This window comes from Streptomyces sp. NPDC050264, from assembly GCF_040655895.1.
GTDB lineage: Bacteria > Actinomycetota > Actinomycetes > Streptomycetales > Streptomycetaceae > Streptomyces.
Map to the genome: position 1 here is coordinate 174,546 of NZ_JBFAKV010000009.1, position 26,562 is coordinate 201,107.

Below are 26,562 nucleotides of genomic sequence, written 5' to 3' on the forward strand. Positions count from 1 at the left end.
CCCACTCTCGATCTGGCGTGACGTTACAGCCGCGCAGGAGACTCGCGAGTGTCTGCCAGGTCGGGACGCGCTTGGCTGTTAGCGCATCAGAAACGGTCGTACGACCCACACCGGTACCAGCTGCAAGCTCTCGCACCCCTAGGTAGTCAGCCTGTTGGGCAACGTCTTGCAGCCGTTCGGCGAGATCCCGCACGGCCCCTGGCGCGTTGACATCCACCTGTCCGAATCCCACGGCAAGCTCCCGCCTCTCTGCTCCCCACGTCATCGAGCCTATTCGGTGTCCCGCCGGACGTCCGGTGGACGGCGGACATCTCGCAAAGGTGCAGGTAGGCGCACCGGTGTCCTGCCGCTGTCCTATGACGGTTCTGGACAGCAGCTTTCGAACCTACACAAGAGGAGTGCCAAACGGCGCCAGAGCAGTCAGGACACGGACAGGGGAAGCAGATGGAGTTGTTGCAGTTCGTTCAGGAGCACGGTCCGGAGTTGTCAGCCATGGTCAGTGCGATGCGACTAGCTGTCGACGTAGGCCGGCTGGTGGCTGCTTACCGGAGGCGATTTCGAGCAGCAGGTCGCAATCCCTTGTGTAGAGGCGATGCCCAGCTGGTTCCCGATGATGACAGGCGCCGCATCTGATGTGCGACTGCATGGACGAGATGCGGACGGCGCATGTTGGCAGTGCCCTAGGTCAGTCCAGTACGCCAAGTGCCGTGTCAGGGCGGCAATGTGAGCACGCGTCGACATCGTCGGCTGGAGTTCGTCGCGCGTTGTTGCGATCGACGTCGCGCGACCGCTTGCCGACGGCACAGGCCTCTGGTCGAGCGACGCGTCTCCTGCACACGGGCCGTCTCTGGGCCGTCCGACGGCGGCCCAGGCCCACCAACAACGACCAATAACGACGAGAGGGGCGCGGCAACAGTCGCGCCCCTCAAGTACGTTCGCCCAGCTAGACCCACGTATCCAGCCACATCCGCGACCGCCACGAGTCGATCGGGATGGCATGGCCCGTGAAGATCGGCCAGAAGTACACGAAGTTCCACGTGATCAGCAGGACGATCACTCCGGCCCCCGCCGCACCGACCACCCGCCGGCGCTCGCCCGACCCGGGCCGGCCGATGATCGCGCCCAGCATCATGGCCAGCGCCAGGCACAGGAACGGCGCGAAGACGACCGCGTAGAAGTAGAAGATCGTCCGCTCCTGGTACTGGAACCAGGGCGCGTAACCCGCCACCACACCGCAGACGATCGCGCCCGCCCGCCAGTCGCGCCGGAAGAACCAGCGCCACAGGACGAAGAGGAGCGCGAAGCAGGCCGCCCACCACAGCAGCGGCGTACCGAGCGCGAGGACCTCGCGGGCGCACTTGTCGGCCGCGTCCGCCGGGCAGCCCTGCTGCCCCGCCGACGGTGACTCGTAGAAGTACGAGACCGGGCGGCCGTCGACCATCCAGCTCCACGGGTTGGACTGGTAGGTGTGCGGCGAGCTGAGGTGGGTGTTGAACTCCCAGACCTCGTGCTCGTAATGCCACATGCTGCGCACCCAGTCCGGCAGCCAGGTGAAGTGGCCGCCCTTGCCCGCGGTCGCCGCCCAGTCGCGGAAGTAGCCGCCGGTGCCGTCGGACGGCGAGAGGATCCAGCCCAGCCACGACAGGACGTACGTGGCGACCGCGACCGGCACCGTCGAGACGAACGCGGGCACGACGTCCCGCTTGAGCACCGCGAGATACGGGCGCCGCGCCCCGGCCACGCGCCGTGAGCCGACGTCCCACAGGACCGACATCAGCGCGAAGGCGGCCAGGTAGATGAAGCCGTTCCACTTCGTGCCGGCGGCCAGGCCCAGGCAGAGCCCCGCGAGGAGACGCCACGGGCGCCATCCCAGGCGCAGCGTCTCGGCGATGTGCGCGTCGGGGCGGACCAGTCCGTACTCGTCGACCGGCAGCGCCGCCGCCAGCCGCTCCCGGGTCCTGTCCCGGTCCACGACCAGGCAGCCGAACGCGGCGACGACGAAGAAGACCAGCACCGAGTCGAGCAGCGCGGTACGGCTCATCACGAACGCGAGGCCGTCCACCGTGAGCAGCGCCCCGGCCAGGCACCCCAGGAACGTGGAGCGGAACAGGCGCCGCCCGATCCGGCACACCATGAGCACGCACAGCGTCCCGAGGACCGCCGTCATGAACCGCCAGCCGAACGGGTTGAACCCGAAGAGCCACTCGCCGATCCCGATGACGTACTTGCCGACCGGCGGATGAACGACGTACGAGGCGTCCGTCGGAATCCCGACGTGGCCGTTCTTCGACAGGATCAGATCGTTGGCGTTCTTGGCCCAGTTCACCTCGTAGCCACGGTGGATGAGCGCCCACGCGTCCTTCGCGTAATACGTCTCGTCGAATATCACGGCCTTCGGGCTGCCGAGATTCCAGAACCGCAGCAGCCCCGCGACGAGCGTGACGAGCAGCGGACCGGCCCAGCCGAGCAGCCGGTTCGCCTGCCCGGCGGTGAACCGGCTCAGGCCGAACGACGCCCACAGCCGGGACGACGGCGCGGGGTGCGGCGGCACGAGGTGCGCACGGACATCACCGCCGCTCACCGGCGCCCGGTACCCGAAACGGCGCAGGCCGCGCAGCCACGGCGACGGCTGCCGCTCCCCGTCGGGGGCCTGCTCGGGCGGGGCGCTGGTCGGGGTCGACTGGGACGACGACGCGGTACTGGTCACCGCGCCATCGTAGGGAACCGCGCTGTGCGAGTCCCGTGCGCGGGCCCGACTCGGCCGGACATGCGTCCCTGCGAGGATGGAACCGTGACAGGAAGCCCTGATTCCCCCCAGTCCGCCGGAACGCTCGTGCTTGCCGGTACGCCCATCGGCGCCATCTCCGACGCGCCGCCGCGGCTCGCCCAGGAACTGGCCGCCGCCGACGTCGTCGCCGCCGAGGACACCCGGCGCCTGAAGCGGCTCACCCAGGCGCTCGGTGTGCAGGTCGGCGGGCGCGTCGTGTCGTACTTCGAGGGCAACGAGGCCGCCCGCACACCGGAGCTGGTCGAGGCCCTGGTGGCCGGTTCGCGCGTGCTGCTCGTGACCGACGCCGGCATGCCGTCGGTCTCCGACCCCGGGTACCGGCTCGTCGCGGCCGCCGTCGAGCAGGACATCCGGGTCACGGCCGTGCCGGGGCCGTCCGCGGTGCTGACCGCGCTCGCGCTGTCCGGGCTGCCCGTCGACCGGTTCTGCTTCGAGGGGTTCCTGCCGCGCAAGGCGGGCGAGCGCCTGAGCCGGCTGAAGGACGTCGCCGCCGAGCGCCGCACCCTCGTCTACTTCGAGGCCCCGCACCGCCTCGACGACACCCTCGCCGCGATGGTCGAGGCGTTCGGCGAGTCGCGCCGGGCCGCCGTCTGCCGGGAGCTCACCAAAACATACGAGGAAGTGAAGCGCGGGCCGCTGAAGGAGCTCGCCGAGTGGGCCGCCGACGGCGTGCGGGGCGAGATCACCGTCGTCGTGGAGGGCGCCCCCGAGAAGTCGGGCGAGGACATCACCCCCGCCGAACTGGTGCGCAGGGTCCAGGTGCGGGAGGAGGCGGGCGAGCGGCGCAAGGAGGCGATCGCCGCCGTCGCCGCGGACGCCGGGCTGCCCAAGCGGGACGTCTTCGATGCGGTGGTCGCGGCAAAGAATGCGTCCCGGGACACCCCATAGGCGCGCAAAGGACTAACCTGAAAAGCAAAGCGAAGACCGGGTGTCACGGCCATTTCGGCAGGGAAATGCCAAAAGGGATCCAATAGTCGACAGGTCTTTTGCGCTCGGCCCGGCGGAGGCGTCCACTGGTTGAAGGGACGCACCCGTCCCCACGCTGCCCCCGGGCAGCGCTTGTCCAGCGGACAAGAGGAGCTGGCATGAGCGAGTTCGCAGTCTCCAAGACGGCCACCGGTGCGCAGGCGCCCCCCGTCCCGAATCGCAGCGCGGCGATATCGACAGCCCACGAGTCATATTCCTTCGCCTGCATGCGCTGCGGGCACGGCTGGGAGCAGTCCTACGAGATAGAGCACCACGTCGACGGTGACGGTGCGGAGTTCGTGACGTACGTAGCGAACGGCGATCGGGTGCCGTCGCCGCTGACCCGGCCCACCTGCCTCAACTGCGGCGGCAACGTCGTAAGGATCATGCGGGCCGGCCGGGTCTCCTCGGTGCAGGACGTACTGCACCGGAGCCACCACCAGAGCCCGGCCGCCGGTCCGCTGGAGGCCCCCGAGCCCGCAGCCGCGGCCCCGGCGGAGCACCACCACTGGCACCTGTCCGATCTGCTGCACCCCTTCGCGCACCACAAGAAGGAGGCGTGAGCACGGCTTCGTAGGATCGGGGCATGAGCCCCGACCGTTCCAAGGACGTCACCCCGCCGCCGCTGCCCGCGCCCCTCGCGGTGGAGGTCGCCGACTCGCACACCCACCTGGACATGCAGGCGGGCACGGTGGAGGAGGGCCTCGCCAAAGCGGCATCGGTGGGCGTGACGACCGTGGTGCAGGTGGGCTGCGACCTCGCCGGTTCCCGCTGGGCCGCCGAGACCGCGGCCGCCCACACCGGCGTGCACGCGACCGTCGCCCTGCACCCGAACGAAGCCCCCCGCATCGTCCACGGCGACCCCGACGGCTGGTCGCGGCAGGGCGCCCGGCAGCCGCTCGGCGACGCCGGGCTCGACGAGGCACTCGCCGAGATCGACCGGCTCGCCGCACTGCCACAGGTCAAGGGCGTCGGCGAGACGGGCCTCGACTACTTCCGCACCGGCCCCGAGGGCAAGGCCGCCCAGGAGCGGTCCTTCCGCGCCCACATCGAGATGGCCAAACGGCACGGCAAGGCGCTGGTCATCCACGACCGTGAGGCCCACGAGGATGTGCTACGCCTCCTGAAGGAGGAGGGCGCCCCCGAGCGCACCGTCTTCCACTGCTACTCGGGCGACGCCGACATGGCCCAAGTCTGCGCGGAGAACGGCTACTTCATGTCCTTCGCGGGCAACGTCACCTTCAAGAACGCGCAGCCGCTGCGCGACGCCCTCGCCGTCGCCCCGCTCGAACTCGTCCTGGTCGAGACCGACGCGCCCTTCCTGACCCCGGCCCCGTACCGCGGTCGGCCTAACGCCCCGTATCTCGTTCCGGTCACGCTCCGGGCCATGGCCGCGGTCAAGGACGTCACCGAGGAAACCCTTGCGGCGGCGGTCTCCGCCAACACGGCCCGCGCTTTTGGTTACTGACCGATAACGGTCGAACCCGTTCACCTTCGGGCAGAGTCGCGACACTGAGTAGTCGCGCTGCTTTGGAGAGTGACGGACGCTCCGCTAGGTTCTGCTCGCCCGATCCGCCCCCGCCCGGGGGCCGGACCCCTGGAGCGCCTGGAGCGTCGTCGTGAGCAATTCGCCGTACGAGACGTACAAGGACACGTACGAGGCCACGCACGAGGACACGTACGTGACGTACCGGACGCCCACCGGCCCCGGCGGCACGCTGTACGAGTCCTACCCGCAGGGCCACCCGCCGAGCTCCTACGAGCCCGCCGCCCCGGCGCACGACACCTACCGGCCCGCCTACGCGTACGAACAGGCCACCGCCCCGACCGAACCCCGGCTGCCGCGCCAGACCCCCGCACCCGCGGCGGCCCGCCCGGCACCCGCGCCGCAGACCGGCCGGGCCGCCGCCCGGCGCGCCGCCCGCCGCAAGAAGTCCGACCAGCGCCCCGACGCGCTGCGCCGGCTGCTCCCGCAGGCCCTGGTCGTCGCGTTCCTCGCCGGCGGCACCTCCGCGTTCGTCGCCAACGACAAGGCGATCCAGCTCAGCGTCGACGGCAAGGAACGCACCCTGCACACCTTCGCCGACGACGTCACCGAACTCCTCGCCGACGAGGGCGTCGACGTCGGCGCGCACGACATCGTGGCGCCCGGCAGAACCAGCGCACTGGCCAACGGTGACGAGGTCGCCGTCCGCTACGGCCGCCCCGTCCGGCTCACCCTCGACGGAGAACGCCGCCAGGTGTGGACCACCGCGCACACCGTCGACGGCGCGCTCAAACAGCTCGGGGTGCGGGCCGAGGGCGCCTACGTCTCCATCTCCCGCTCCCAGCGCATCGAACGGCACGGCCTCGACCTCGACGTCCGCACCGAGCGCAGCGTCACCGTCATGGCCGACGGGCGGCGCCGCACTCTCCGCACGAACGCGGCGACCGTGCGCGAGGCCCTCGACGAGGCCGGGATCCGGCTGCACGGCCAGGACACCACCTCCGTACCGGCGGCGAGCTACCCGCGCGACGGGCAGACGATCACGGTGATGCGGGTGACCGGCACGAAAGAAGTGCGCGAGGAACCCATCGCGTACGCCACCGAGCGCACCCAGGACCCGAACTCCTTCCAGGGCACGGAGGTCGTCACCCGGGCCGGCGAGGCGGGCCTGCGGCGGGTCACGTACACGCTGCGCACCGTCAACGGCGTCAAGCAGAAGCCGCGCCGGGTCAGGACCGAGGTGGTGCGCGAACCCCGCACGCAGCTGATCAAGGTCGGCACGAAACCGATGCCCTCCTCCGTCGACGGCGCCGACACCCTGAACTGGTCCTCGCTGGCCAGCTGCGAATCCGGCGGCCGCCCCGCCGCGACCGACGCCAGCGGCACCTACGGCGGCCTCTACCAGTTCGACACCCGCACCTGGCAGAGCCTCGGCGGCTCGGGCCGCCCGCAGGACGCACCCGCCGCGGAACAGACGTACCGGGCGAAGAAGCTGTACGTACGCAGCGGCGCCAGCCCCTGGCCGCACTGCGGACCCAGGCTGCACGGCTGACCCGGGCCGCACGGGTGACCCCCGGGCGAAGGCGCCCCGTACCCTTGAACGGTGAGCACCCCTGACCCCCAAGGCCCCCTGTTCGGCGCGGCCGACATCCGCGAGCTGGCCGCCGCCCTCGGCGTGCGCCCCACCAAGCAGCGCGGCCAGAACTTCGTCATCGACGCCAACACGGTCCGCCGGATCGTCCGCACCGCGGAGGTCACCGCGGACGACGTCGTCGTCGAGGTCGGCCCGGGCCTCGGCTCGCTCACCCTCGCGCTGCTCGACGTGGCCCGGCACGTGACGGCCGTCGAGATCGACGACACGCTCGCCGCCGCGCTGCCCGCCACGATCGCGGCCCGCCTGCCCGCCAAGAAGGACGTCTTCGACCTCGTCAACTGCGACGCCATGCAGGTGACCGAGCTGCCCGGCCCGGCCCCGACCGCCCTCGTCGCGAACCTCCCGTACAACGTCGCGGTCCCCGTCCTCCTCCACATGCTCGACAGCTTCCCGACCATCGAGCGCACCCTCGTCATGGTCCAGGCGGAGGTCGCCGACCGGCTCGCCGCGGGCCCCGGCTCGCGCGTCTACGGCGTCCCGTCCGTCAAGGCCAACTGGTACGCGCAGGTCAAGCGCGCGGGCAGCATCGGACGCAACGTGTTCTGGCCCGCGCCCAACGTCGACAGCGGCCTCGTCGCCCTGGTCCGCCGCACGGAACCGGTCGCCACGACCGCGTCCAAGGAAGAGGTCTTCGCGGTCGTCGACGCCGCGTTCGCCCAGCGCCGCAAGACGCTGCGCGCGGCACTCGCAGGGTGGGCCGGCTCGGCCGCCGCGGCCGAGGCGGCGCTCGTCGCGGCCGGCGTCTCGCCGCAGGCACGCGGCGAGGCGCTGACGGTGGAGGAGTTCGCGCGGATCGCCGAGCACAAGGGGGCGGCCGCGTGAGCGTGACCGTACGCGTACCCGCCAAGGTCAACGTCCAGCTCGCGGTGGGCCCCGCCCGCCCCGACGGCTTCCACGACCTGGCCAACGTCTTCCTCGCCGTCGGCCTGTACGACGAGGTGACGGTCGGGGCCGCGGACTCCCTGAGCCTCACGTGCACCGGCCCGGGCAGCGACCAGGTCCCCCTGGACGCCACCAACCTGGCGGCCCGCGCGGCCATCGCGCTGGCCGCACGGCACGGACTCGGCGACCCGAAGGTCCGCATCCACATCGCCAAGGACATCCCCGTCGCCGGCGGCATGGCGGGCGGCTCCGCGGACGCGGCCGGCGCCCTCGTGGCCTGCGATGCGCTGTGGGGGACCGGCGCCTCGCGCGAGGAACTCCTCGACATCTGCGCCGAGTTGGGCAGCGACGTGCCGTTCAGCCTGGTCGGCGGGGCGGCGCTCGGCACCGGGCGCGGCGAGAAACTCGACCCCCTCGACGTGGGCGGGGAGTTCTGGTGGGTGTTCGCCGCCGCCGACGGCGGCCTGTCCACGCCCGCCGTGTACCGGGAGTTCGACCGGCTGAGCCCGCACGCCCCCGACCCCGTCGCGTCGCCCGCCCTGCTGGACGCGCTGCGCACCGGTGACGTGACGGCCCTCGCCGCGACCCTCACCAACGACCTGCAGCCCGCCGCCCTCTCCCTCTTCCCGTCCCTGCGGGCCACGCTCGACGCGGGCGCCTCCGGCGGTGCGCTCGCCGCCCTGGTCTCCGGCTCGGGCCCGACCACGGCGTTCCTCGCGGCGGACGAGGCGGCCGCGCGCCGGGTGGCCGACACCCTCACCGCGTCCGGCACGTGCCGGACCGTACGGGTGGCGCCGTCGCCGGCCCCGGGAGCCACGATCGTCTGAGCACGGGGCGTACTCAGCCCCCGGTTGAGTACGCGCACGCTGCCGCGGCGACCGCCCGGCGCGGGACGCTGAGCCCCATGAAGACCTCCGGACGCCGTCGCCGCCGCCTGCGCCGTGCCGCGCTCCCGCTGGGCGCGGTCGCCCTGCTCGGGGTGCACGCGACCCTGGCCCTGCGCGGCCACCCGCTCCCGCCCCCGGCCCCCGGCACGGGCCGCGTCCTCCGCCCCAGGGAGGTCTCCCCCCTGGTCCGGGCGCGCTCCCGCCGCAGCCGCACGCGGTGCGCATCTCAGGGGCGCGGGTAACCGCGCGAGAAGCCCCGCCGGCCCGCGGCCGCCATCGCTCCCCGGACCCGCGGCGCGAAGCCCACCTCGTGACCCCGACTACGCTGGACAACCGGTCACCCCCTGGCAGGAGCGAAATGGCAGTCAATCTGGTCAACGTCGAGAACGTCACGAAGGTCTACGGGACCCGTGCGCTGCTCGACGGCGTCTCCCTCGGCGTATCGGAAGGTGACCGGATCGGTGTGGTCGGCCGGAACGGGGACGGGAAGACGACCCTGATCCGGATGCTCGCCAAGCTGGAGGAGGCCGACACCGGCCGCGTCACGCACAACGGCGGGCTGCGCCTGGGCGTGCTCACACAGCACGACTCGCTCGACTCGCAGGCGACCGTCCGGCACGAGGTGATCGGGGACCTCGCCGACCACGAGTGGGCGGGCAACGCCAAGATCAGGGACGTGCTGACCGGCCTGTTCGGCGGGCTCGACATGCCGGGCTTCGCGCAGGGCCTGGACACCGTCATCGGCCCGCTCTCCGGCGGCGAGCGACGCCGTATCGCGCTCGCCAAGCTGCTCATCGACGACCCCGACCTGCTCATCCTCGACGAGCCCACCAACCACCTCGACGTGGAAGGCATCTCCTGGCTCGCTCGCCACCTGCGGGCCCGCCGCTCGGCGCTCGTCTGCGTCACGCACGACCGGTGGTTCCTCGACCAGGTCTGCACCCGCATGTGGGACGTGCAGAAGGGCGATGTCTACGAGTACGAGGGCGGCTACTCGGACTACGTGTTCGCCCGCGCCGAGCGGGAGCGGATCGCCGCGACCGAGGAGAGCAAGCGGCAGAACCTGATGCGCAAGGAGCTGGCCTGGCTGCGCCGCGGCGCCCCCGCCCGCACCTCCAAGCCCCGCTACCGCATCGAGGCGGCCAACGAACTGATCGCGGACGTGCCGCCGCCGCGCGACACCAGCGAGCTGATGAAGTTCGCGAACGCCCGCCTCGGCAAGACCGTCTTCGACCTGGAGGACGTGACCGTCCAGGCCGGGGCCAAGGTGCTGCTCAAGCACCTCACCTGGCACCTCGGCCCCGGCGACCGCGTCGGCCTGGTCGGGGTGAACGGCGCGGGCAAGACGTCCCTGCTGCGCGCCCTCGCGGAGGCCGCCCGCACGCACGGCGAGGAGCAGCCCGCCGCCGGGAAGATCGTCGTCGGCAAGACCGTCCGGCTCGCGTACCTGTCGCAGGACGTGACCGAACTGCCCGGCTCGCTGCGGGTCCTGGAGGCCGTCCAGCAGGTCCGCGACCGCGTCGACCTGGGCAAGGGCCGGGAGATGACCGCGGGCCAGCTGTGCGAGCAGTTCGGGTTCAGCAAGGAGAAGCAGTGGACGCCGGTCGGCGACCTGTCCGGTGGTGAGCGCCGCCGCCTGCAGATCCTGCGCCTGCTCATGGACGAGCCGAACGTGCTCTTCCTCGACGAGCCGACGAACGACCTCGACATCGAGACCCTGACGCAGCTGGAGGACCTCCTCGACAGCTGGCCCGGCTCCATGATCGTGATCTCCCACGACCGGTTCTTCATCGAGCGCACCACCGACAACACGTTCGCGCTGCTCGGCGACGCCACCCTGCGGATGCTGCCGCGCGGCATCGACGAGTACCTGGAGCGCAGGCAGCGGATGATCGACGCCGCCGTCCCGGCGCCCGTGGCGGCCCCCGCCGCCGCGAAGTCCGGGCCGTCGGCCGCCGACGCCCGCGCCGCGAAGAAGGAACTGCAGAAGATCGAGCGGCAGTTGGACAAGGTCTCCGACAAGGAGTCCAGACTGCACGCGCAGATCGCCGACAACGCCACGAACTTCGCGAAGGTGGCCGAGCTGGACGCCGGGCTGAGGGAACTCGTCGCCGAGCGCGAGGACTTGGAAATGCGCTGGCTGGAACTCGCCGACGATGCGTGAAGGCGGCGTGTAGACGCGTAACGGACGCATCACGGGCCGGTCCACCCTTGGGAACAGGGGGCGGACCGGCCCTCTGCGTGCGTGTCCAGAGTGATAGAAAGGGCGGCTGGGAGCGGCCTGAGCGCATCCCGTGACCGACCTGAGAACGTCCGGAAAACACCCAGGCGTGCCGGTACATCAGCACTGAACAGGGGGGAGCGCTGATGACTCAGCCGCCCAACCAGCCGCCGTCCGGCGGCTTCGGAGCACCACAGGATCCGCAGGCGTCGCCGAGCCCGCAGCAGCCGGCCCCGACGCCGCCTCCGCCGGCCGCTCCGCCGCAGACGCCTCCGGCCCAGACGCCGCCGGCGCCGCAGCCCGGTTACGGATATCCCCAGCAGCAGCCCGGCCCGTACCAGCAGCAGCCGGGTCCCTACGGTCAGCCGCCGCAGCAGCCGGGCCCGTACGGTCAGCCGCAGCAGCAGCCGGGACCGTACGGCTATCCCCAGCAGCAGGGCCCGTACGCCCAGCAGCCCGGCCCCTACGGGCAGCAGCAGCCGCAGTACGGCTACCCGCAGCAGCAGCAGCCGGCCCCGCCGGGCGGTGGCGGCGTCTCCAAGAAGGCCTGGGTGATCGCGGCCGCGGCCGTCGCCCTGCTGGTCGTCGCGGGCGGCGTCGTGTACGCCGTGGTCGGCGGCGACGACGGGGACGACAAGAAGGACACCGCCGACAAGAACAAGGACCCCAAGGCGTCCGTGTCCGCCCCCGTCGACCCGGGCGACGGCCAGGGCGACGGGCACGGCGGCGAGGAGGACCTCAACGCGGGCCGCCAGAGCGGCGAGGCGAAGGTCCTCTGGTACAAGACGGCCCCCAAGGTGGGCAGCGACGGTGCCACCGCCCCCGGCATGTGGATCACCGACAAGGTCGCGGCCAAGGCCGCGTTCAAGGAGGTCCTGGGGTACAACGTCGCCGACGGCAAGGTCAGTTGGCCGGCGGTCGAGCTGCCGCAGAAGATCTGCTCCGTCACGAAGACCCCGTCCGACGCAGGCAAGATCATCGTCGCGTACATGAGCGGCACCAGCTCGCGCGCCAAGTGCAACCAGGTCCAGGAGATCGACCTGGCCACCGGCGCCAAGGGCTGGACGGCGAAGATCCCCGAGCGGGAGGACGAGGACAACTTCTTCGACGGGACCGGCTCCAGCATCTCGCTGACCTACGTCGGCGGCGACACCCTGATGGTCGGCCGCCAGATGTCCGGCCTCGCGCTCGACGCCAAGACCGGCACGAAGAAGAAGTTCGTCGTCGAGCAGTACGGCACCGACTGCTTCCCCAAGGCCTACACCGGCACCAAGGACAAGCTGCTCTCGGTGGCGTCCTGCGGCGCGGGCGGGAACAACTCGCACGAGGAGCTGCGCCAGCTGAACCCGGAGACCGGCAAGGTCCTGTGGACCAAGAAGTTCCCCAAGGACTGGTCGATCGGGAACGTGTACTCCGTCAGCCCGCTGGTCGTGTACAGCACCAACGAGGACGACAAGAAGTACAACATCGCCTCCTTCAAGAACAACAGCAGTTCCTTGCAGGCCGAGGTCAGCGTCGACGGCCTCGACACGGGCTGCGGGTCGACCTTCTCCTTCCTCTCCCGCAACCTGGACGGCTGCCAGGGTGTGACCGCGGACTCCTCCACCCTCTACATGCCGACCAAGGGCAAGACGGGCGGCGAGAACGAGGTCGTCGCGATCAGCCTCACCAGCGGCAAGGAGCGCTGGCGGGCCAAGTCGCCCGAGGACCAGTCGCTGCTGCCGCTGAAGGTCGAGAACGGCTCCGTCGTCGCGTACATGGAGGCGTCGTACGGCGGCTCAGCGGGACGCGTGGTGTCCATCCCGGTCTCCGGCTCCCACACGCCGAAGACGCTGCTGCAGAACCCGGCGGGCACGGCCGAGATCGAGAGCGGCTTCTACTCGAAGGCCGTCGACTGGGCCGACGGACGCTTCTACATCTCCGTCACCAACCTGTCCGGCAGTGCCAAGGGCCAGCAGAAGCTGATGCTGGCGTACGGCGACTGACGTCACACACCGCGCGCCCCACCCGTAACCTTCCGTCCCCGTCTTCAGGCACCCCGAGGTACCCACGTCATGACGCAGCCGCCCCCGCCCCCGCCGAACGAACCCCCGCAGGACCCGTTCCGCAAGCAGCCCGAGTCCCCCGAGCCCCCCGCCGCCCCGGCCGGGCCGCCGCCCGCCGGCGGTTTCGGCGCGCCCACGCCGCCCCCGCCCGGCGGCTTCGGCGCCCCGCCCCCGCCGCCGCAGGACGCGCCGGGCTACGGCTACCCGCAGACCCCGCCCCCGCCGCCCCAGGGCGCGCCGGGCTACGGCTACCCGGGCCAGCAGCAGCCGCAGGCCCCGCAGCCGCCCACCCCCGCCTACGGCCAACAGCCGTACGGACAGCCGCAGTTCAGCCAGCAGCCCTATGGTCAGCCGCAGTACGGGCAGCAGCAGTACGGCTACCCGCAGCCGCCCACCACGCCGATGGCCGGCCCCGGTGGCGGTGGCGGCGGAGGCAAGAAGCCCTCGCCGATCGTGTGGATCATCACCGCGGCCGTCGTCGTGATCGCGCTGATCGTCGGCGGCGGAATCCTCTACGCGACCTCCTCCGACGACAGCAAGGACGACCAGAAGAACTCCGCCGACGGCGACAAGGGCGGCGACAACGGCAAGGACGGCTTCGGCGCCGGCCAGGAGAAGGTCCCGGCCAGCACCGCCGCGAGCATCGCCTTCCAGCTGCCCGCCCCCAAGGTGGCCAAGGACGCCGTGTGGAGCGTGGCGGGTTCCTGGCTGACCGACTCGACGTACGCCAAGGCGGACCTCGACCAGGTCGTCGGCTACGAGCCGGACTCCGGCACCAAGAAGTGGACCCTGCCGCTGTCCGGGCAGACCTGCGGCGCCTCGCCCGAGGTGACCGAGGCCGGCCTGGCCGCCGTGCTCTCCGAGGACGGCAAGCGCAAGAAGGACAAGGACTACTTCAAGTGCACCGACATCACGGTGTTCGACGTCAACACCGGTAAGAAGGTGTGGTCGGACAGCGTCGAGGTCAGCGGCCAGAAGATCGCGTTCAAGGAGCTGTCCATCAGCGGCTCCACGCTGGCGGTCGGCGGCGGCTACGACGGCGGAGCGGCCTTCGACGTCACCTCCGGCAAGTCGCTGTGGAAGCCGCAGCAGGGCAGCTGCGAGGACGTCGGCTACCGCGGCGGCGAGCAGCTCGTCGCGGTCCGCAAGTGCGGTGACTTCGACGCGGAGACGTACGAGGTCCAGGTCCTCGACCCGGCCTCGGGCAAGCCGAAGTCGACGTACAAGGTTCCCGGCACGCCCGGCAGCGTCAACCTGCTCTCGGTGTTCTCCACCAAGCCGGTCACCTTCGGTGTCGCGCTCGGCGAAGAGGTCAAGTACACCGACGCGTTCTCGCTCGACGACAGCGGCAACAAGCTGCGCGCCAAGATCACCATCGACCCGGAGAAGTACGACGTCGACTGCGAGGTCGGCGAGGTGCACGGCTGCAAGGGCGTCGTCGTCGGCAACGACCGCCTCTACCTGCCGTCCAAGCAGCACGACGGCAGCGGCACCGACCAGGTCAACGAGGTCGTGTCGTTCGCCCTGGCCGACGGCAAGATCACCGGCGACCGCTTCGACAGCGGCGCGGACTACGAGATCTTCCCGCTGCGCATGGACGGCGGCAACGTGCTGGCGTACAAGGACGGCCCGTACGACAAGGGCGCCCAGGTCGTCACCATCGACCCCAAGGCCGGCAAGCAGACGGTGCTGCTCGAGACGCCCGCGACGCAGACGGTACGGGACGCGCTGAGCCACATGGTGCCCAAGTCGTCCGAGATGCTGTACTCCAACGGCCGCCTGTTCCTGGGCAAGGACTTGATCAGCGAACCGTATTCCGCGGACGACAAGGAGTACGCGGCCATCGGCTTCACGGCCAAGTAAGCCTTTTCCTTAAGTAATTGACGGCTCCGCACCCCGATGACGGGGGGCGGAGCCGTCGGCATATGCGCCCCCCTCTACCGGCAATCACCCCTGAAAGGAGGGGATTTCAGCATTGCGGGCCGCTTCTCATCAGTAGGGGGCGCGCAACGTCGAACAAGCGTGTAGCTTCCGGGGATGAAAGAGGACCGGGAGTCGGGGGGCTCGCCTGTCCGTGGGGGTCCCGGAGGTCCATAGACGCTCTCGGGGCGAACTGGGGGGTTGGCTCTCAATGGGTGTTCGGCTCATGGTGGTCGACGACCACCGATTGCTCGCCGAGGCGCTCGCCTCGGCACTGAAACTGCGCGGGCACCGGGTGCTCGCCGCGGCCGCGCCCGCCGCGGGCGCCGCCGAACTGGTCATCTCCCGTGCTCCGGAGGTCTGCCTCATCGGCACGGCCACCCCGGCCGAACCGGGCACCTTCGACCCGGTTCTCCGTATCAAACGGGAGCGCCCCCAGGTGGCGGTCGTGGTCCTCGGCCCGGTCCCGTCCCCCCGTGGCATCGCTGCGGCCTTCGCGGCCGGCGCCGCCGGTTACGTACGTCATGACGAGCGCATAGAGGGCGTCGAGCGCGCCCTGATGAAGGCCAGGGCTGGAGAGGCGGCGGTCGCCCCGGCGCTGCTGCAGGGCGCGTTCAGCGAACTCCTCAACCCCGCGGCCCAGCCGGACGACGAAGGCCAGCGCCTCCTCCAGATGCTGACGCCGCGTGAGGTCGAGGTCCTGGTCCGGGTCGCGGACGGCGAGGACACGCGCCTGATCGCGGCCGGCATGGGCATCGCCCCCTCAACGGCCCGCACGCACGTCCAGCGCGTGCTGATGAAACTCGGCGTGGGATCCCGCCTGGAAGCGGCCGCGCTGGCCGCGCGCACCGGATTGCTGGATCGCGCGGGCCCTGTGGGCTCGGCCGCGGATTCCGCGGATCCGGATTCCTGAGCTATAGTCGATCATGCGTTGGTCACCGCAACACGCGGTGGCGGACAGTGCGTCGGTGGTCCAAGGAAAGACGCCCCGCTTCCTGCGGGGAAATGCAGGTGCAAGGCCTGCCCGGCGCTCCACCCCAAGTCCCATCCCGCTTCGGCGGGGTGGGACTTGTGCGTTGTGGGGCCGCCGGGGGAGTGCTGCCCTGGTTCGGGTTCGTCGCGGGCGGTGCGGCCGGTGGGGGTTCAGGTCCGGCGCGTGCGCGCCGGTGGGGTGGCGTGGGTGGGTTTGATGTGTCTGCCGGCCGGTGGGCGCCTTCTTATGGGATTACGTGGCGGGTGCCCGGTGGGTGGTTGCTGTACCTCCGCATGTCTCGTCGCTGTCGCTCCGCCGTCTTGGGCTGGCTTTCGTGGGCTGGGGTGGTGGGTGGAAGGGACGCGAGTCAGTCGTATTGCACTGCCCTTTCGGGCTCAGCCGCCGCAGTCGCCGGCGGGGCGAGTGCTGCTATCAGTGCGGTGGGTGCCGAAAAGCGCAGCAGGAGGAGGAGTGACGGGTGGGGCCGTTATCCACAGGGGTCTTCTGGGGGTGGGGGGCGCGGGATGCTGGTGTTTGGTTTCTGTGGGTGGGCGGGGGCGGGGGCGGGGAAAGCGATTTCTGCACCGTTGGTCCCGGTGGTGGTCGGGGTGCGGGCAGGTGGGAGTGGGGAGATGGAAAGTGGGTGTGGAAAGCGGTTGCTGAAGCGTGAAAAGGGCGTTGAGCTGCGGGAGTTGGCTGTTGTAGGGGTGTTGCTCTGTGCCTGGGCCCTGGCTCATGGGTGGAAGCGGAGCTCCCTGTACCAGCGGCTGAAAGATGACGGGTGGCGGCGGCTCAGTGAGGGGGCTTGGCTGGCGCCCGGGGTTTTTGAAGGGGTGCGAGTGCGGCTGTTGGCGGAGCAGTGGGCCGCGCCGCATCTGGTGGTCAGTCACTCCGCCGCCGCCTGGTTGTGGGATGTCGAACTGCCACATGCCAGCGCCGAGTTCACTGCGCTGCGTCGCAACCTCAGCCGTAAGCGTTCCGGCGTACGGTGCCTGCCGCTGGCGGAGACCGACGTCACTGTGCGGCGCGGGCTGCGGTGCACGAAGGTGGACCGGACCCTGGGGGATCTGCTGCGCAGCGCCGGGCAGGACGAGGCCGTCATCGGCGTCGAGTCCGCCCTCACCTGGCGGCGCATCCGCACCTATCGGCGCGCCCCGCTCACCACCTTGGACAGGGTCGCGGCGGAGGCCGCCCAGCCTCGTATACACGGGCGGCACCAGGCCCTGCAGCGGCTGAGCCTCATCGACCCCCACGCCGCCTCCCCCGCCGAGACCCTGGCCAGGCTGCGCATGCGCGAAGCGGGGCTACGTCCTACAAGCCAGGCCGAATTGACCACCCCCGAGGGGCGAAGGGTGCGGCCCGACTTCCTCTTCACCCGTGAAGGGGTCGTGGTCGAGATCGAGGGTTACGCCTACCACGGCAGCCGCGAGGCCCACCGCCGCGACCTCGCCCGCTTCAACGACCTCCAACTGTGCCCCCAGGTACGCCTCGTCCTCCGCTTCACCGCAGGCGAGGTCATGCATTCCCCCGCCCAGATGATCACCCGCATCCGCCACGCCCTGGCCCGGACTCCGCCGACTCCCTGACACCCTCGCCCACTCGCGTTCGCTCTTGCTGCGCTTGTCCACGGCCACCCCACTCATAGCCGCACTCGCCCCGCCGGCGACTGCGGCGGCTGAGCCCGAAAGGGCAGTGCCATACGACTGACTCGCGCCCCTTCCACCCACCACCCCAGCCCACGAAAGCCAGCCCAAGACGGCGGAGCGACAGCGACGAGACATGCGGAGGTACAGCAACCACCCACCGGGCACCCGCCACGTAATCCCATAAGAAGGCGCCCACCGGCCGGCAGACACATCAAACCCACCCACGCCACCCCACCGGCGCGCACGCGCCGGACCTGAACCCCCACCGGCCGCACCGCCCGCGACGAGACCGAACCAGGGCACCAGGCCTCCGGCGGCTCCTACGGGCCTTCAGCTGAGGTCAGCCATCGCGGTGCTGTGCCTTGAGGACCCGGATGAGATTGGCCAAGGGGGCGGTGCCGGTGGCGAGTTCGACGCCGGGTTCATCGCTCTCGCGGAGACGGATGGCACCGCTGGCAGCGGCCAGTTCCAGGCAGTTGTTGCCGTCGCCGCCGCCTGAGAAAGACGATTTCTGCCAGTGCAGTGGGGTGACCATGGGGTGCCTCACAGTTCTTGGATCACCTGGTGGATGAGGTCACGGGACCGTTTTGGGTCGAGTGCCGCCGCTCCCACCTTATGAAAGAGCGTTCGAAACCGCGCCAGTTGGGCTTCCGAGTCAAGAAATGCGCTGCCGTGCGGTGCGTCACGGAGCACGGTGTCCAGGCGGGGCACCGCGCCACCTGCGTACATCATGGCGCTGCTGGCCCCGGCGAAATTGTCGAGGTCGAAAGGGATGACCCGTACCGTCACGTGCTCCGCCGTACTCGCGTCGAGGATGCGGGCAAGTTGCGAGCGGGCAGCCTCCCGGCCGCTGACGCGGATGCGCAGAGCGGCCTCGTGGATCACGGCTTCGTACGCGGTCGGGTTGTCGCGATCGAGGATGGTGCGTCGTCGCATACGGTGCTCGACCCTGGGTTCCAATTCGCTCTTCGGCAGCTCGGGGACCATGTAGGAGAAGAGGGCACGGGCGTAGTCCTCGGTCTGCAGAAGCCCGGGAACGTGGATGAACTCCACGTCACGCCGGAACGTGGCGTGGTGATCGAGTTCGGTCAGATCAAGGAACGCCGGTGGGAGGATTCCCAAGTACTCCTCCCACCACCCGCGCGTCCGGTCGGTCGCCAATGACACGAGGGCGTCGATCAATGCGGGGTCGCCGCAGGCGTAGTTGGCTGCCATTCGACGCACCCGCTCTTCGCTGACGCCTGAGGCCCCGGACTCGATCTGACTCATCTGGACGGAGTCGGCACCTAGCAGAGTCGCGGCTTCCCGCGCCTTGAGGCCCGCGGCCTCGCGGAGTCTACGCAGCTCAGTACCCAAGCGGATCTGGCGTGCAGTGGGGTTGCGCCGTGTCGCCATGTGCCAACTCGCCCTCTCGGCTGCCTCATTCGGGTGCCAGATTACGCGACAAGCTTGCAACGCCTTAATTTTCAGGCGTACCGTCAGCGACGTAATCGCTACGTAACGCAATCATCGCGCCGGAAGCGCACCACCCCGTCACGCCCCGACGGCCGTGACAATGCCACCGGCCCGGCTCCAACTTCCGTACTGACCAACGGAGTACACGCATGCCCGAATCCGGACCCGAGCCCTGGGAGTACACCGTGTACTTCCCGAACGACGCCCGAGCCGTCACGGTCTGCCGCCGCACCCTGCGCCTGATCCTCACGCTGCACGGGCCCCCTCAACTGGCCGAAATGGCCGAGCTGTTGGCGACGGAGCTGGCGACCAACGCCGTTCGCCACACCAAGGGCCCGGCCGGGCTGCGTCTTCACTTCAAGGACGGGGTGCTGCGGATCGGCGTATGGGACGCGGACCCGAAGCCGCCCGCCCCACCCCTCTTCACTCCCGCCTACGCGGAGCGGGGCCGGGGCCTCGACCTGGTGCGGGCCTGCGCCGATGGCTGGGGGTGGTATCCGCTGGTGAGCGGCGGAGCTACGGGCATCGACGACCGAGGCAAATATGTGTGGTGCGACCTGGGCGCGGCATAGCGAAGGGGCCGGAGCCCCTCGCCCTCGAGCGATGAACTCCGGCCCCGCGCAGGCCCGTAGGAAAAGGGGCGCTACTCCGACTCGTCCGGCGTGGGCGGCGCCGTGGGGCGGAGCTTCAGCCAGATCAGGAAGAAGAGGCCCAGGGCGAGCATGCCGAGGCCCGTCCACAGGTTGATGTTGATGTCCTCGGCCTTTTTGAGGTCGGCGTCGGAGGCCGTGATGCCGGCGATCGTGACGATGACGCCGTAGAGGACGAACAGGCCGCCGATGATGCGACGGATGTCGAAGAGGCGTGCCGCCGTCGCCGACTTGCGCTCCAACTCGGAGACTTCGTTCTGGAGTTCGGACATGGTGGGTCGAGCCTCCGATCAGAGGGAGTAGGGGAGGTAGCAGAGCGCGGCCACGACGATGGCGCCCCAGCCGAGCAGCGCCGGACGGCGGTACCAGGCGTCGTCGCCCTCGGCGGGCGGCTCCTCCAGGCCCGGGGCCGTCGTGCCGTAGACCAACCCTGCCAGCTCCGCCTCCGGCTTGGGAGCCGTGAAGAGGGTGACGACCACCATGACGACCGCGCCCGCGACGAAGCCGACGATCGCGGAGACGAAGTTGGCGCCCTGGTCGGTCGGGATGTCGATGACACCCTGCTTGTAGATGTAGAAGTAGTTGATCATCGCGGCCGAGGTGCCGGCGAGCAGACCCCAGACGCCCGACTTCATGGACGCGCGCTTCCAGAACATGCCGATGATGAAGACGACGAACATCGGGACGTTGAAGAAGGAGAACAGGGTCTGGAGGTAACCCATGATGTTCGAGAACGACGACGCGATGAACGCCGTACCGATGGAGAGGACGACGCCGATCGCCGTGATCGCGCGGCCGAACTTCAGGTAGTAGCCATCGGGCTTGTCGGTCTTCACGTACTTGGCCCAGATGTCGTACGTGAAGACGGTGTTGAAGGACGAGACGTTCGCGGCCATGCCGGCCATGAAGGCGGCGAGGAGGCCGGTCACCGCGATGCCGAGGACACCGTTCGGGAGCAGCTCCTGCATCAGGTACGGGATCGCGTCGTTGTAGGTGAGGTCCGAGCCGGCGCCGCCGATCTTCGGGACGAGCACCGCGGCCACCATGCCCGGGATCATCACCAGGAAGACGATGAAGATCTTCGGGAACGCGGCGATCAGCGGGGTGCGCTGGGCCGCGGAGAGGTTCTTGGCCGACAGGGCGCGCTGCACCTCGGCGAAGTTCGTCGTCCAGTAGCCGAAGGAGAGGACGAAGCCGAGGCCGAGGATGATCGTGAGCCAGTTCGCGCCGAGCGGGTTGGCGTCACCGATGCCGGTGCCGCCCCAGGCCGACATGAAGTTGTCGCCGTGCTGGGCCTTCAGGGAGTCGCTCATGCCGCCCCAGCCGCCGACCCGCTTGAGGCCGATGATGCAGATGGGGATCAGGGCCGCCAGGATCACGAAGAACTGAAGGACTTCGTTGTAGATCGCGGAGGAGAGGCCGCCGATGGTGATGTAGGCGAGGACGAAGGCGCCCGCGACCACGATGGCCACCCACTGCGGCCAGCCGAGCAGGGCCTCGACGACGATCGACAGGGCGTACAGGTTGACGCCCGCGATCAGAATCGCCGCGAAGGCGAACAGGATCGAGCTGAGCAGGTGTGCGGACTTGTCGAACCGCTGGAGCAGGAACTCGGGGACCGAGCGCACCTTCGAGCGGTAGTAGAACGGCATCATGACCAGGCCGAGGAAGACCATGGCCGGGATGGCGCCGATCCAGTACCAGTGGACGACCGCGACGCCGTACTGCGCGCCGGTGGCGGCCATACCGAGGATCTCGGTGGCGCCCAGGTTGGCGGCGACGAACGCGAGACCCGTGACCCAGGCGGGCAGGGAGCGCCCGGAGAGGAAGAAGTCGAGGCTCGTCTTCACCGAGCGGCGGGCCGCGAAGCCGATGCCGAGGACGACGACGAAGTAGATCGCGAGGATCGCGTAGTCGAGGCCGTTGGTGGGCAGCCGTAGCCCTTCGGCCAGGGTTGTCGTGGCAGACAGTGTGGGGGACTGCATGGGGGAACTCGCTTCGTTGCGCGAACTGAATCAGACCGGAACCTACGCCTCCGTCTTCAATAAGTGAACAGTTAGCGTGATGTTCTTTGTTGGATTGTGATCGAGGGCTCGTTCCGGCTCCCCGGATACCCTCTTTGTTGCACAGAAAGCACACAGCCCGTTTCGGACCCGGTCCGCTCGGTCCCGCCTGTTCCCTTGACGGTCCTGTTGACTTATGCTTTGTTGTGTTTGGTTCTGTTTGGTTGGTGTGATGAGGAGCAATCGGACGTGAAGAAGACGTCGACCCGGCTCGCCGACGGTCGTGAGCTCATTTACTACGACTCGCGCGACGACGTCGTCCGGGAGGCGGCCGACCGCCGTCCCCTCGACCGCACCGTCACCACCTCGGAGGTCCGCCGCGACCCACTGCTCGGGGACGCGGTCGCGATCGCCTCGCACCGGCAGGGGCGCATCTACCACCCGCCGGCCGACGAGTGCCCGCTCTGCCCGTCCGAGGGGGAGCGCCTCAGCGAGATCCCCGACTCCTCGTACGACGTGGCCGTCTTCGAGAACCGCTTCCCCTCGCTCGCCGGTGACTCCGGCCGCTGCGAGGTGGTCTGCTTCACCTCCGACCACGACAAGTCCTTCGCGGACCTGAGCGAGGAGCAGGCCGGCCTGGTCCTGGAGGCCTGGACCGACCGGACCGCCGAGCTCTCGCACCTGGACTCCGTCGAGCAGGTCTTCTGCTTCGAGAACCGGGGCGCCGAGATCGGCGTCACCCTCGGCCACCCGCACGGGCAGATCTACGGCTACCCCTTCACCACCCCGCGCACGGCCCTGATGCTGCGCTCGCTCGCGCAGCACAAGGAGCAGACCGGCGGACGGAACCTCTTCGCCGACGTGGTGGAGAAGGAGCTCGGCGAGACCGGCGCCGGGTCGCGGATCGTCCTCGAAGGCGAGCACTGGGTGGCCTTCGTGCCGTACGCGGCGCACTGGCCCTACGAGGTTCACCTGTACCCGAAGCGGCAGGTCCCGGACCTGCTCGGGCTCGACGACGCGGCGCGCACAGAGTTCCCCAAGATTTATCTGGAACTCTTGAGGCGCTTCGACCGGATCTTCGGTGAGGGCGAGCCGCCGACGCCGTACATCTCGGCGTGGCACCAGGCTCCCTTCGGCACGCTGGAGGAGTTCGAGGGCGTCAACCGCGACGACTTCGCGCTCCACCTCGAGCTTTTCACCATCCGCCGCACTTCCGGCAAGCTGAAGTTCCTCGCGGGTTCCGAATCCGGCATGAGCGTGTTCATCAACGACGTGCCGCCGGAGACCGCGGCCGAGCGACTGCGAGAGGTAGCGAGCAAGTAATGGGCAAGGGCGTTCCTAAGAAATACATGGTCACGGGTGGTGCGGGATATGTCGGCAGTGTCGTCGCGCAGCACCTGATCGAGGCGGGCCACGACGTCACGGTCCTCGACAACCTCTCCACCGGCTTCCGCGAGGGCGTGCCCGCGGGCGCGGCCTTCGTCGAGGGTGACATCCGCGACGCCGGCAAGTGGCTCGACTCCTCCTACGACGCGGTCCTGCACTTCGCCGCGTTCTCGCAGGTCGGCGAGAGCGTCGTGAAGCCGGAGAAGTACTGGGACAACAACGTCGGCGGGACGATGGCCCTGCTGGCCGCGATGCGCTCCGCGGACGTCAGGAAGCTCGTCTTCTCCTCCACCGCGGCGACGTACGGCGAGCCGGTCAGCACCCCGATCACCGAGACGGACCCGACCGCGCCCACGTCTCCGTACGGCGCCTCGAAGCTCGCCGTCGACCACATGATCACGGGTGAGGCGACCGCGCACGGTCTGGCCGCCGTATCGCTCCGCTACTTCAACGTGGCTGGTGCATATGGAAGTTGTGGTGAGCGCCACGACCCCGAGTCGCACCTCATCCCGCTCGTCCTCCAGGTCGCCCAGGGCGGGCGCGAGGCCATCTCCGTCTTCGGCGACGACTACCCGACGCCCGACGGCACCTGCGTCCGCGACTACATCCACGTCGCGGACCTGGCCGAGGCGCACCTCCTCGCGGTCGACGCGGCCCGCCCGTCCGAGCACCTCATCTGCAACCTCGGCAACGGCAACGGCTTCTCCGTCCGCGAGGTCATCGAGACGGTCCGCCAGGTCACCGGGCATCCGATCCCCGAGGTCGTCGCCCCGCGCCGCGGCGGCGACCCGGCGGTCCTCGTGGCCTCCGCCGCCACCGCGCGCGAGCGCCTCGGCTGGAACCCGTCCCGCGCGGACCTCGCGGGAATCGTCGCCGACGCCTGGGAGTTCGCCCAGGCGCGCCGGCAGTAGTACGTCGTAGGGCAGTCGTCATTCGTAACAGGGGTAGGTAGCCAATTCATGTCTGTCGCCGCGCAGTTCAGTGATCTGTACGGGTACGAGCCCGCGGGGGTGTGGGCGGCTCCCGGCCGCGTCAACCTCATCGGCGAGTACACCGACTTCAACGAGGGCTTCGTCATGCCGCTCGCGCTGCCGCACACCGCGGTCGCCGCGGTGGCCGCGCGGACGGACGGCGTGCTGCGTCTGCACTCCGCCGACATCGACGCCCCCGTCGCCGAACTGCGCGTCGACGACCTCACCCCGCTGTCCAAGTACGGGCAGGGCGGCTGGGCCGCCTACCCGGCCGGTGTGGTGTGGGCGCTGCGCGACGCGGGCCACCCGGTCACCGGCGCGGACATCCACCTCGCGTCCACCGTGCCGACGGGCGCGGGCCTGTCGTCCTCCGCGGCCCTGGAGGTCGTGACCGCGTACGCGCTGAACGAACTCTTCGAACTCGGCCTGAACCGCCAGGAGCTGGCCGTCCTCGCGCAGCGCGCCGAGAACGTCTTCGTCGGCGTCCCGTGCGGCGTCATGGACCAGATGGCGTCCGCCTGCGGCACCGAGGGCCACGCGCTGCACCTGGACTGCCGCGACCTGTCGATCCGGCAGATCCCCTTCGACCTGGCGGCGCAGGGCCTGCAGCTCCTCGTCGTCGACACCCGCGTCAAGCACGAGCTGGGCGACGGGGCGTACGCGGAGCGCCGCGCCGGCTGCGAGGAGGGCGCGCGCCTCCTCGGCGTATCGCACCTGCGGGATGTCGCCTACGCCGAACTCGCCGACTCACTCGGCGAGTTGCAGCGGGTCGGCGCGGACGAGAAGGTCGTGCGCTACGTCCGGCACGTCGTCTCCGACGACCACCGCGTGGAGCAGGTCATCGACCTCCTCGACGCCGGTGACGTACGCGCCATCGGGCCCGTCCTCACCGAAGGCCACACCTCGCTCCGCGACGACCTGCGCATCTCCTGCCAGGAACTGGACCTGGTCGTCGCCACGGCGAACGCCGCCGGCGCGCTGGGCGCCCGGATGACGGGCGGCGGCTTCGGCGGCTCGGCGGTCGTGCTGGTGGAGACCGCCGACGCGGACGCCGTCACCAAGTCGGTCCTGACCGCCTTCGACGAGGCCGGACACACGGCGCCGCGCGTGTTCCCCGCGGTGCCTTCGCCGGGCGCCCGCCGGGTGGCCTGAACCTGTTTGTCTCAGCCCAGCCGCTTCGTCAGCGTGAATTCTTTGACCCCCGGTGGGTAGTCCGGCACCACCGCGACCACGTCGTAGCCGTGCTGCCGGTAGAAGCCGGGGGCCTGGAAGTCCCAGGTCTCCACGCGGGAGTTGACGCAGTCGCGGTCGTGGACGGCGATGCGCTCCGCCTCCGCGAGGAGCCGGGAGCCGAGGCCCGCGCCGCGGTGCTGGTCGGCGACCCAGAGCAGGTTCACGTGCAGCCAGGTCGCCCAGGTGTGCGCGTCCAGGCCCGCGGCGAGAGTGCCGTCGTCCGCCAACGCCCATACCTGGAGCGGGGTTTCGCGTTCGGCCGCGGTGCCGCGCAGACCGCGCAGCGCGGGGGAGGCCGCCGCGTTGGTTTCCCGGAGCAGTGACTGGAGCAGAAGGCCGCGCTCTTTGTCGACTTCTGTCTCAATGCGAAACATGTGACTCACCCTAAACGCGCTCCGTGGTCGTCTGTCGGCCAACGGGTAACCAGTTCTGCGAATTGGCTTCCCCTCCGGGCCCGCAGCCCTAGTCTGAGGACCAACACCGGTGGGGGCCGGTGTTGATCAGGGGGCGAGACAGCCGGGTACGACGCCCGGAGTGGGGGTAGCGGTCTTGGCGCGGCGGCGGCCGTGCGGCTGCGGTGATCCGTACTCCGGGCGCCGTACCCGCGTTGGTCAGTCTCCCGACCAGTGGGGGTTATCAGTGGTTCGTATCCGGGTTCTGGTCGTCGACGACCATCGCATCTTCGCCGAGTCCCTCGCCGCGGCGCTCGCGGCCGAGCCGGACGTCGACGTGTCGGCCGCGGGCAGCGGCCCGGCCGCTCTGCGTTCCTTGGACCGGGCGGCCGCCGAGGGGCGCAGATTCGATGTGCTGCTGGTCGACGCCGACCTGGGCGCGGCGTCCATGCAGGGCATGCGCCCGCCGACCGTCGTGCCCGACGGTCCCGCGCAGGAAGGGCTCGTCGACGGCATCTCGCTGGTCGCGGGCGTCCGTTCGGGCCAGCCCGCCGTACGTACGGTGGTGCTCGCCGAGCGGGACGATCCGCGGCGCGCCGCGCTCGCGCTGCAGGCGGGGGCCTCCGGCTGGGTCGCCAAGGACTGCTCGCTCTCGCGGCTGCTGACCGTCATACGAGGTGTGCTGCGGGACGAGACGCATCTGCCTCCGGCGCTGCTCACGGGTGTACTGCGGGAGCTGACCGCGGCCCGTAAGCACCGGACCGAGTCGGAGCGGCTGGTCGAGTCCCTGACCCCGCGTGAGCGGGAGGTGCTCCGGTGCATGGTCGCGGGTCTCGGGCGCAAGGCCGTGGCCGAGCGGTTGTTCCTCTCGCCGCACACGGTGCGGACGCACATGCAGAATGTGCTCGGGAAGCTGGGGGTGCACTCGACGCTGGCCGCGGTCGCGCTCGCGCGCCGGGCGGGTGTCGGGCCGGTTGATCTTGAGGCCGCCAGCTGAAGTCCTG

The 26,562-nt window shown here is 70.2% G+C and carries 24 protein-coding genes, 1 tRNA gene and 1 pseudogene; 18 read left to right on the forward strand and 8 right to left on the reverse strand.

What is annotated here, in order from left to right:
- Positions 1-22: 22 nt before the first annotated feature.
- From AB0J02_RS18375 to AB0J02_RS18385, 3 genes and pseudogenes are all read right to left on the reverse strand, one after another.
- Positions 23-265, reverse strand: a pseudogene (locus AB0J02_RS18375) (helix-turn-helix transcriptional regulator); the annotation flags it as partial.
- 420 nt (positions 266-685) lie between these two features.
- Positions 686-877, reverse strand: a complete 192-nt coding sequence (locus tag AB0J02_RS18380; RefSeq protein ID WP_363194881.1) for a DUF6233 domain-containing protein — start codon at positions 875-877, stop codon at positions 686-688.
- A gap of 66 nt (positions 878-943) precedes the next feature.
- The gene (locus tag AB0J02_RS18385; RefSeq protein ID WP_363194718.1) at positions 944-2,707 is read right to left on the reverse strand and encodes a phospholipid carrier-dependent glycosyltransferase; all 1,764 of its coding nucleotides are present in this window, start codon (positions 2,705-2,707) and stop codon (positions 944-946) included.
- An 84-nt stretch (positions 2,708-2,791) separates the two neighbouring features.
- On the opposite strand from AB0J02_RS18385, the gene rsmI reads away from it, so the two are divergent.
- From rsmI to AB0J02_RS18450, 13 genes are all read left to right on the forward strand, one after another.
- Positions 2,792-3,676, forward strand: coding sequence for a 16S rRNA (cytidine(1402)-2'-O)-methyltransferase (gene rsmI / locus AB0J02_RS18390; RefSeq protein ID WP_363194719.1), 885 nt, complete (start codon positions 2,792-2,794; stop codon positions 3,674-3,676).
- A 197-nt stretch (positions 3,677-3,873) separates the two neighbouring features.
- Entirely contained in the window at positions 3,874-4,317 is a 444-nt protein-coding gene (locus tag AB0J02_RS18395) for a hypothetical protein (protein WP_363194720.1), read from the forward strand.
- Positions 4,318-4,340: 23 nt separating this feature from the next.
- Positions 4,341-5,222, forward strand: a complete 882-nt coding sequence (locus AB0J02_RS18400) for a TatD family hydrolase (protein ID WP_363194721.1) — start codon at positions 4,341-4,343, stop codon at positions 5,220-5,222.
- Positions 5,223-5,373: 151 nt separating this feature from the next.
- Positions 5,374-6,792, forward strand: coding sequence for a ubiquitin-like domain-containing protein (locus AB0J02_RS18405; RefSeq protein WP_363194722.1), 1,419 nt, complete (start codon positions 5,374-5,376; stop codon positions 6,790-6,792).
- A gap of 51 nt (positions 6,793-6,843) precedes the next feature.
- Positions 6,844-7,716, forward strand: a complete 873-nt coding sequence (gene rsmA / locus AB0J02_RS18410; RefSeq protein ID WP_363194723.1) for a 16S rRNA (adenine(1518)-N(6)/adenine(1519)-N(6))-dimethyltransferase RsmA — start codon at positions 6,844-6,846, stop codon at positions 7,714-7,716.
- A complete protein-coding gene (locus tag AB0J02_RS18415) occupies positions 7,713-8,603 on the forward strand; it encodes a 4-(cytidine 5'-diphospho)-2-C-methyl-D-erythritol kinase (protein WP_363194724.1) in 891 nt (296 codons plus the stop codon). Before rsmA ends, AB0J02_RS18415 begins: the two co-directional genes overlap by 4 nt.
- Before the next feature lie 77 nt (positions 8,604-8,680).
- On the forward strand, positions 8,681-8,905 hold the full coding sequence (locus AB0J02_RS18420) for a hypothetical protein (RefSeq protein WP_363194725.1): 225 nt from the start codon (positions 8,681-8,683) through the stop codon (positions 8,903-8,905).
- A gap of 116 nt (positions 8,906-9,021) precedes the next feature.
- The gene (locus AB0J02_RS18425) at positions 9,022-10,827 is read left to right on the forward strand and encodes an ABC-F family ATP-binding cassette domain-containing protein (protein ID WP_363194726.1); all 1,806 of its coding nucleotides are present in this window, start codon (positions 9,022-9,024) and stop codon (positions 10,825-10,827) included.
- 203 nt (positions 10,828-11,030) lie between these two features.
- Positions 11,031-12,869, forward strand: coding sequence for a PQQ-binding-like beta-propeller repeat protein (locus tag AB0J02_RS18430; protein WP_363194727.1), 1,839 nt, complete (start codon positions 11,031-11,033; stop codon positions 12,867-12,869).
- 69 nt (positions 12,870-12,938) lie between these two features.
- The gene (locus tag AB0J02_RS18435; protein ID WP_363194728.1) at positions 12,939-14,792 is read left to right on the forward strand and encodes a PQQ-binding-like beta-propeller repeat protein; all 1,854 of its coding nucleotides are present in this window, start codon (positions 12,939-12,941) and stop codon (positions 14,790-14,792) included.
- Positions 14,793-15,060: 268 nt separating this feature from the next.
- Positions 15,061-15,762, forward strand: a complete 702-nt coding sequence (locus AB0J02_RS18440; RefSeq protein ID WP_363194729.1) for a LuxR C-terminal-related transcriptional regulator — start codon at positions 15,061-15,063, stop codon at positions 15,760-15,762.
- A gap of 49 nt (positions 15,763-15,811) precedes the next feature.
- Positions 15,812-15,884, forward strand: a tRNA-Gly gene (locus AB0J02_RS18445).
- 777 nt (positions 15,885-16,661) lie between these two features.
- Positions 16,662-17,408 (forward strand): hypothetical protein, encoded by a 747-nt coding sequence (locus AB0J02_RS18450; RefSeq protein WP_363194730.1) that lies wholly within the window; start codon positions 16,662-16,664, stop codon positions 17,406-17,408.
- Between the two features lie 400 nt (positions 17,409-17,808).
- Here AB0J02_RS18450 and AB0J02_RS18455 read toward each other — a convergent pair whose 3' ends face one another.
- The gene (locus AB0J02_RS18455; protein WP_363194731.1) at positions 17,809-18,003 is read right to left on the reverse strand and encodes a DUF397 domain-containing protein; all 195 of its coding nucleotides are present in this window, start codon (positions 18,001-18,003) and stop codon (positions 17,809-17,811) included.
- An 8-nt stretch (positions 18,004-18,011) separates the two neighbouring features.
- Entirely contained in the window at positions 18,012-18,863 is an 852-nt protein-coding gene (locus AB0J02_RS18460; protein WP_363194732.1) for a helix-turn-helix transcriptional regulator, read from the reverse strand.
- A 209-nt stretch (positions 18,864-19,072) separates the two neighbouring features.
- Here AB0J02_RS18460 and AB0J02_RS18465 point away from each other — a divergent pair, with 209 nt between their 5' ends.
- Entirely contained in the window at positions 19,073-19,495 is a 423-nt protein-coding gene (locus AB0J02_RS18465; protein WP_363194733.1) for an ATP-binding protein, read from the forward strand.
- Between the two features lie 71 nt (positions 19,496-19,566).
- Here AB0J02_RS18465 and AB0J02_RS18470 read toward each other — a convergent pair whose 3' ends face one another.
- On the reverse strand, positions 19,567-19,845 hold the full coding sequence (locus tag AB0J02_RS18470; protein WP_363194734.1) for a hypothetical protein: 279 nt from the start codon (positions 19,843-19,845) through the stop codon (positions 19,567-19,569).
- A gap of 18 nt (positions 19,846-19,863) precedes the next feature.
- Positions 19,864-21,558, reverse strand: a complete 1,695-nt coding sequence (locus AB0J02_RS18475) for a sodium:solute symporter family protein (protein WP_363194735.1) — start codon at positions 21,556-21,558, stop codon at positions 19,864-19,866.
- A gap of 267 nt (positions 21,559-21,825) precedes the next feature.
- Here AB0J02_RS18475 and galT point away from each other — a divergent pair, with 267 nt between their 5' ends.
- From galT to galK, 3 genes are read left to right on the forward strand one after another with little or no spacing between them, the layout of a single operon-like run.
- A complete protein-coding gene (gene galT / locus AB0J02_RS18480; protein WP_363194736.1) occupies positions 21,826-22,899 on the forward strand; it encodes a galactose-1-phosphate uridylyltransferase in 1,074 nt (357 codons plus the stop codon).
- Positions 22,899-23,873, forward strand: coding sequence for a UDP-glucose 4-epimerase GalE (galE, locus tag AB0J02_RS18485; protein ID WP_363194737.1), 975 nt, complete (start codon positions 22,899-22,901; stop codon positions 23,871-23,873). Before galT ends, galE begins: the two co-directional genes overlap by 1 nt.
- A gap of 48 nt (positions 23,874-23,921) precedes the next feature.
- Positions 23,922-25,085, forward strand: a complete 1,164-nt coding sequence (gene galK, locus AB0J02_RS18490) for a galactokinase (RefSeq protein ID WP_363194738.1) — start codon at positions 23,922-23,924, stop codon at positions 25,083-25,085.
- 11 nt (positions 25,086-25,096) lie between these two features.
- On the opposite strand, the gene AB0J02_RS18495 is transcribed toward galK, so the two are convergent.
- Positions 25,097-25,540 (reverse strand): GNAT family N-acetyltransferase, encoded by a 444-nt coding sequence (locus AB0J02_RS18495; RefSeq protein WP_363194739.1) that lies wholly within the window; start codon positions 25,538-25,540, stop codon positions 25,097-25,099.
- Between the two features lie 265 nt (positions 25,541-25,805).
- Here AB0J02_RS18495 and AB0J02_RS18500 point away from each other — a divergent pair, with 265 nt between their 5' ends.
- A complete protein-coding gene (locus AB0J02_RS18500) occupies positions 25,806-26,555 on the forward strand; it encodes a response regulator transcription factor (RefSeq protein WP_363194740.1) in 750 nt (249 codons plus the stop codon).
- Positions 26,556-26,562: the final 7 nt, after the last annotated feature.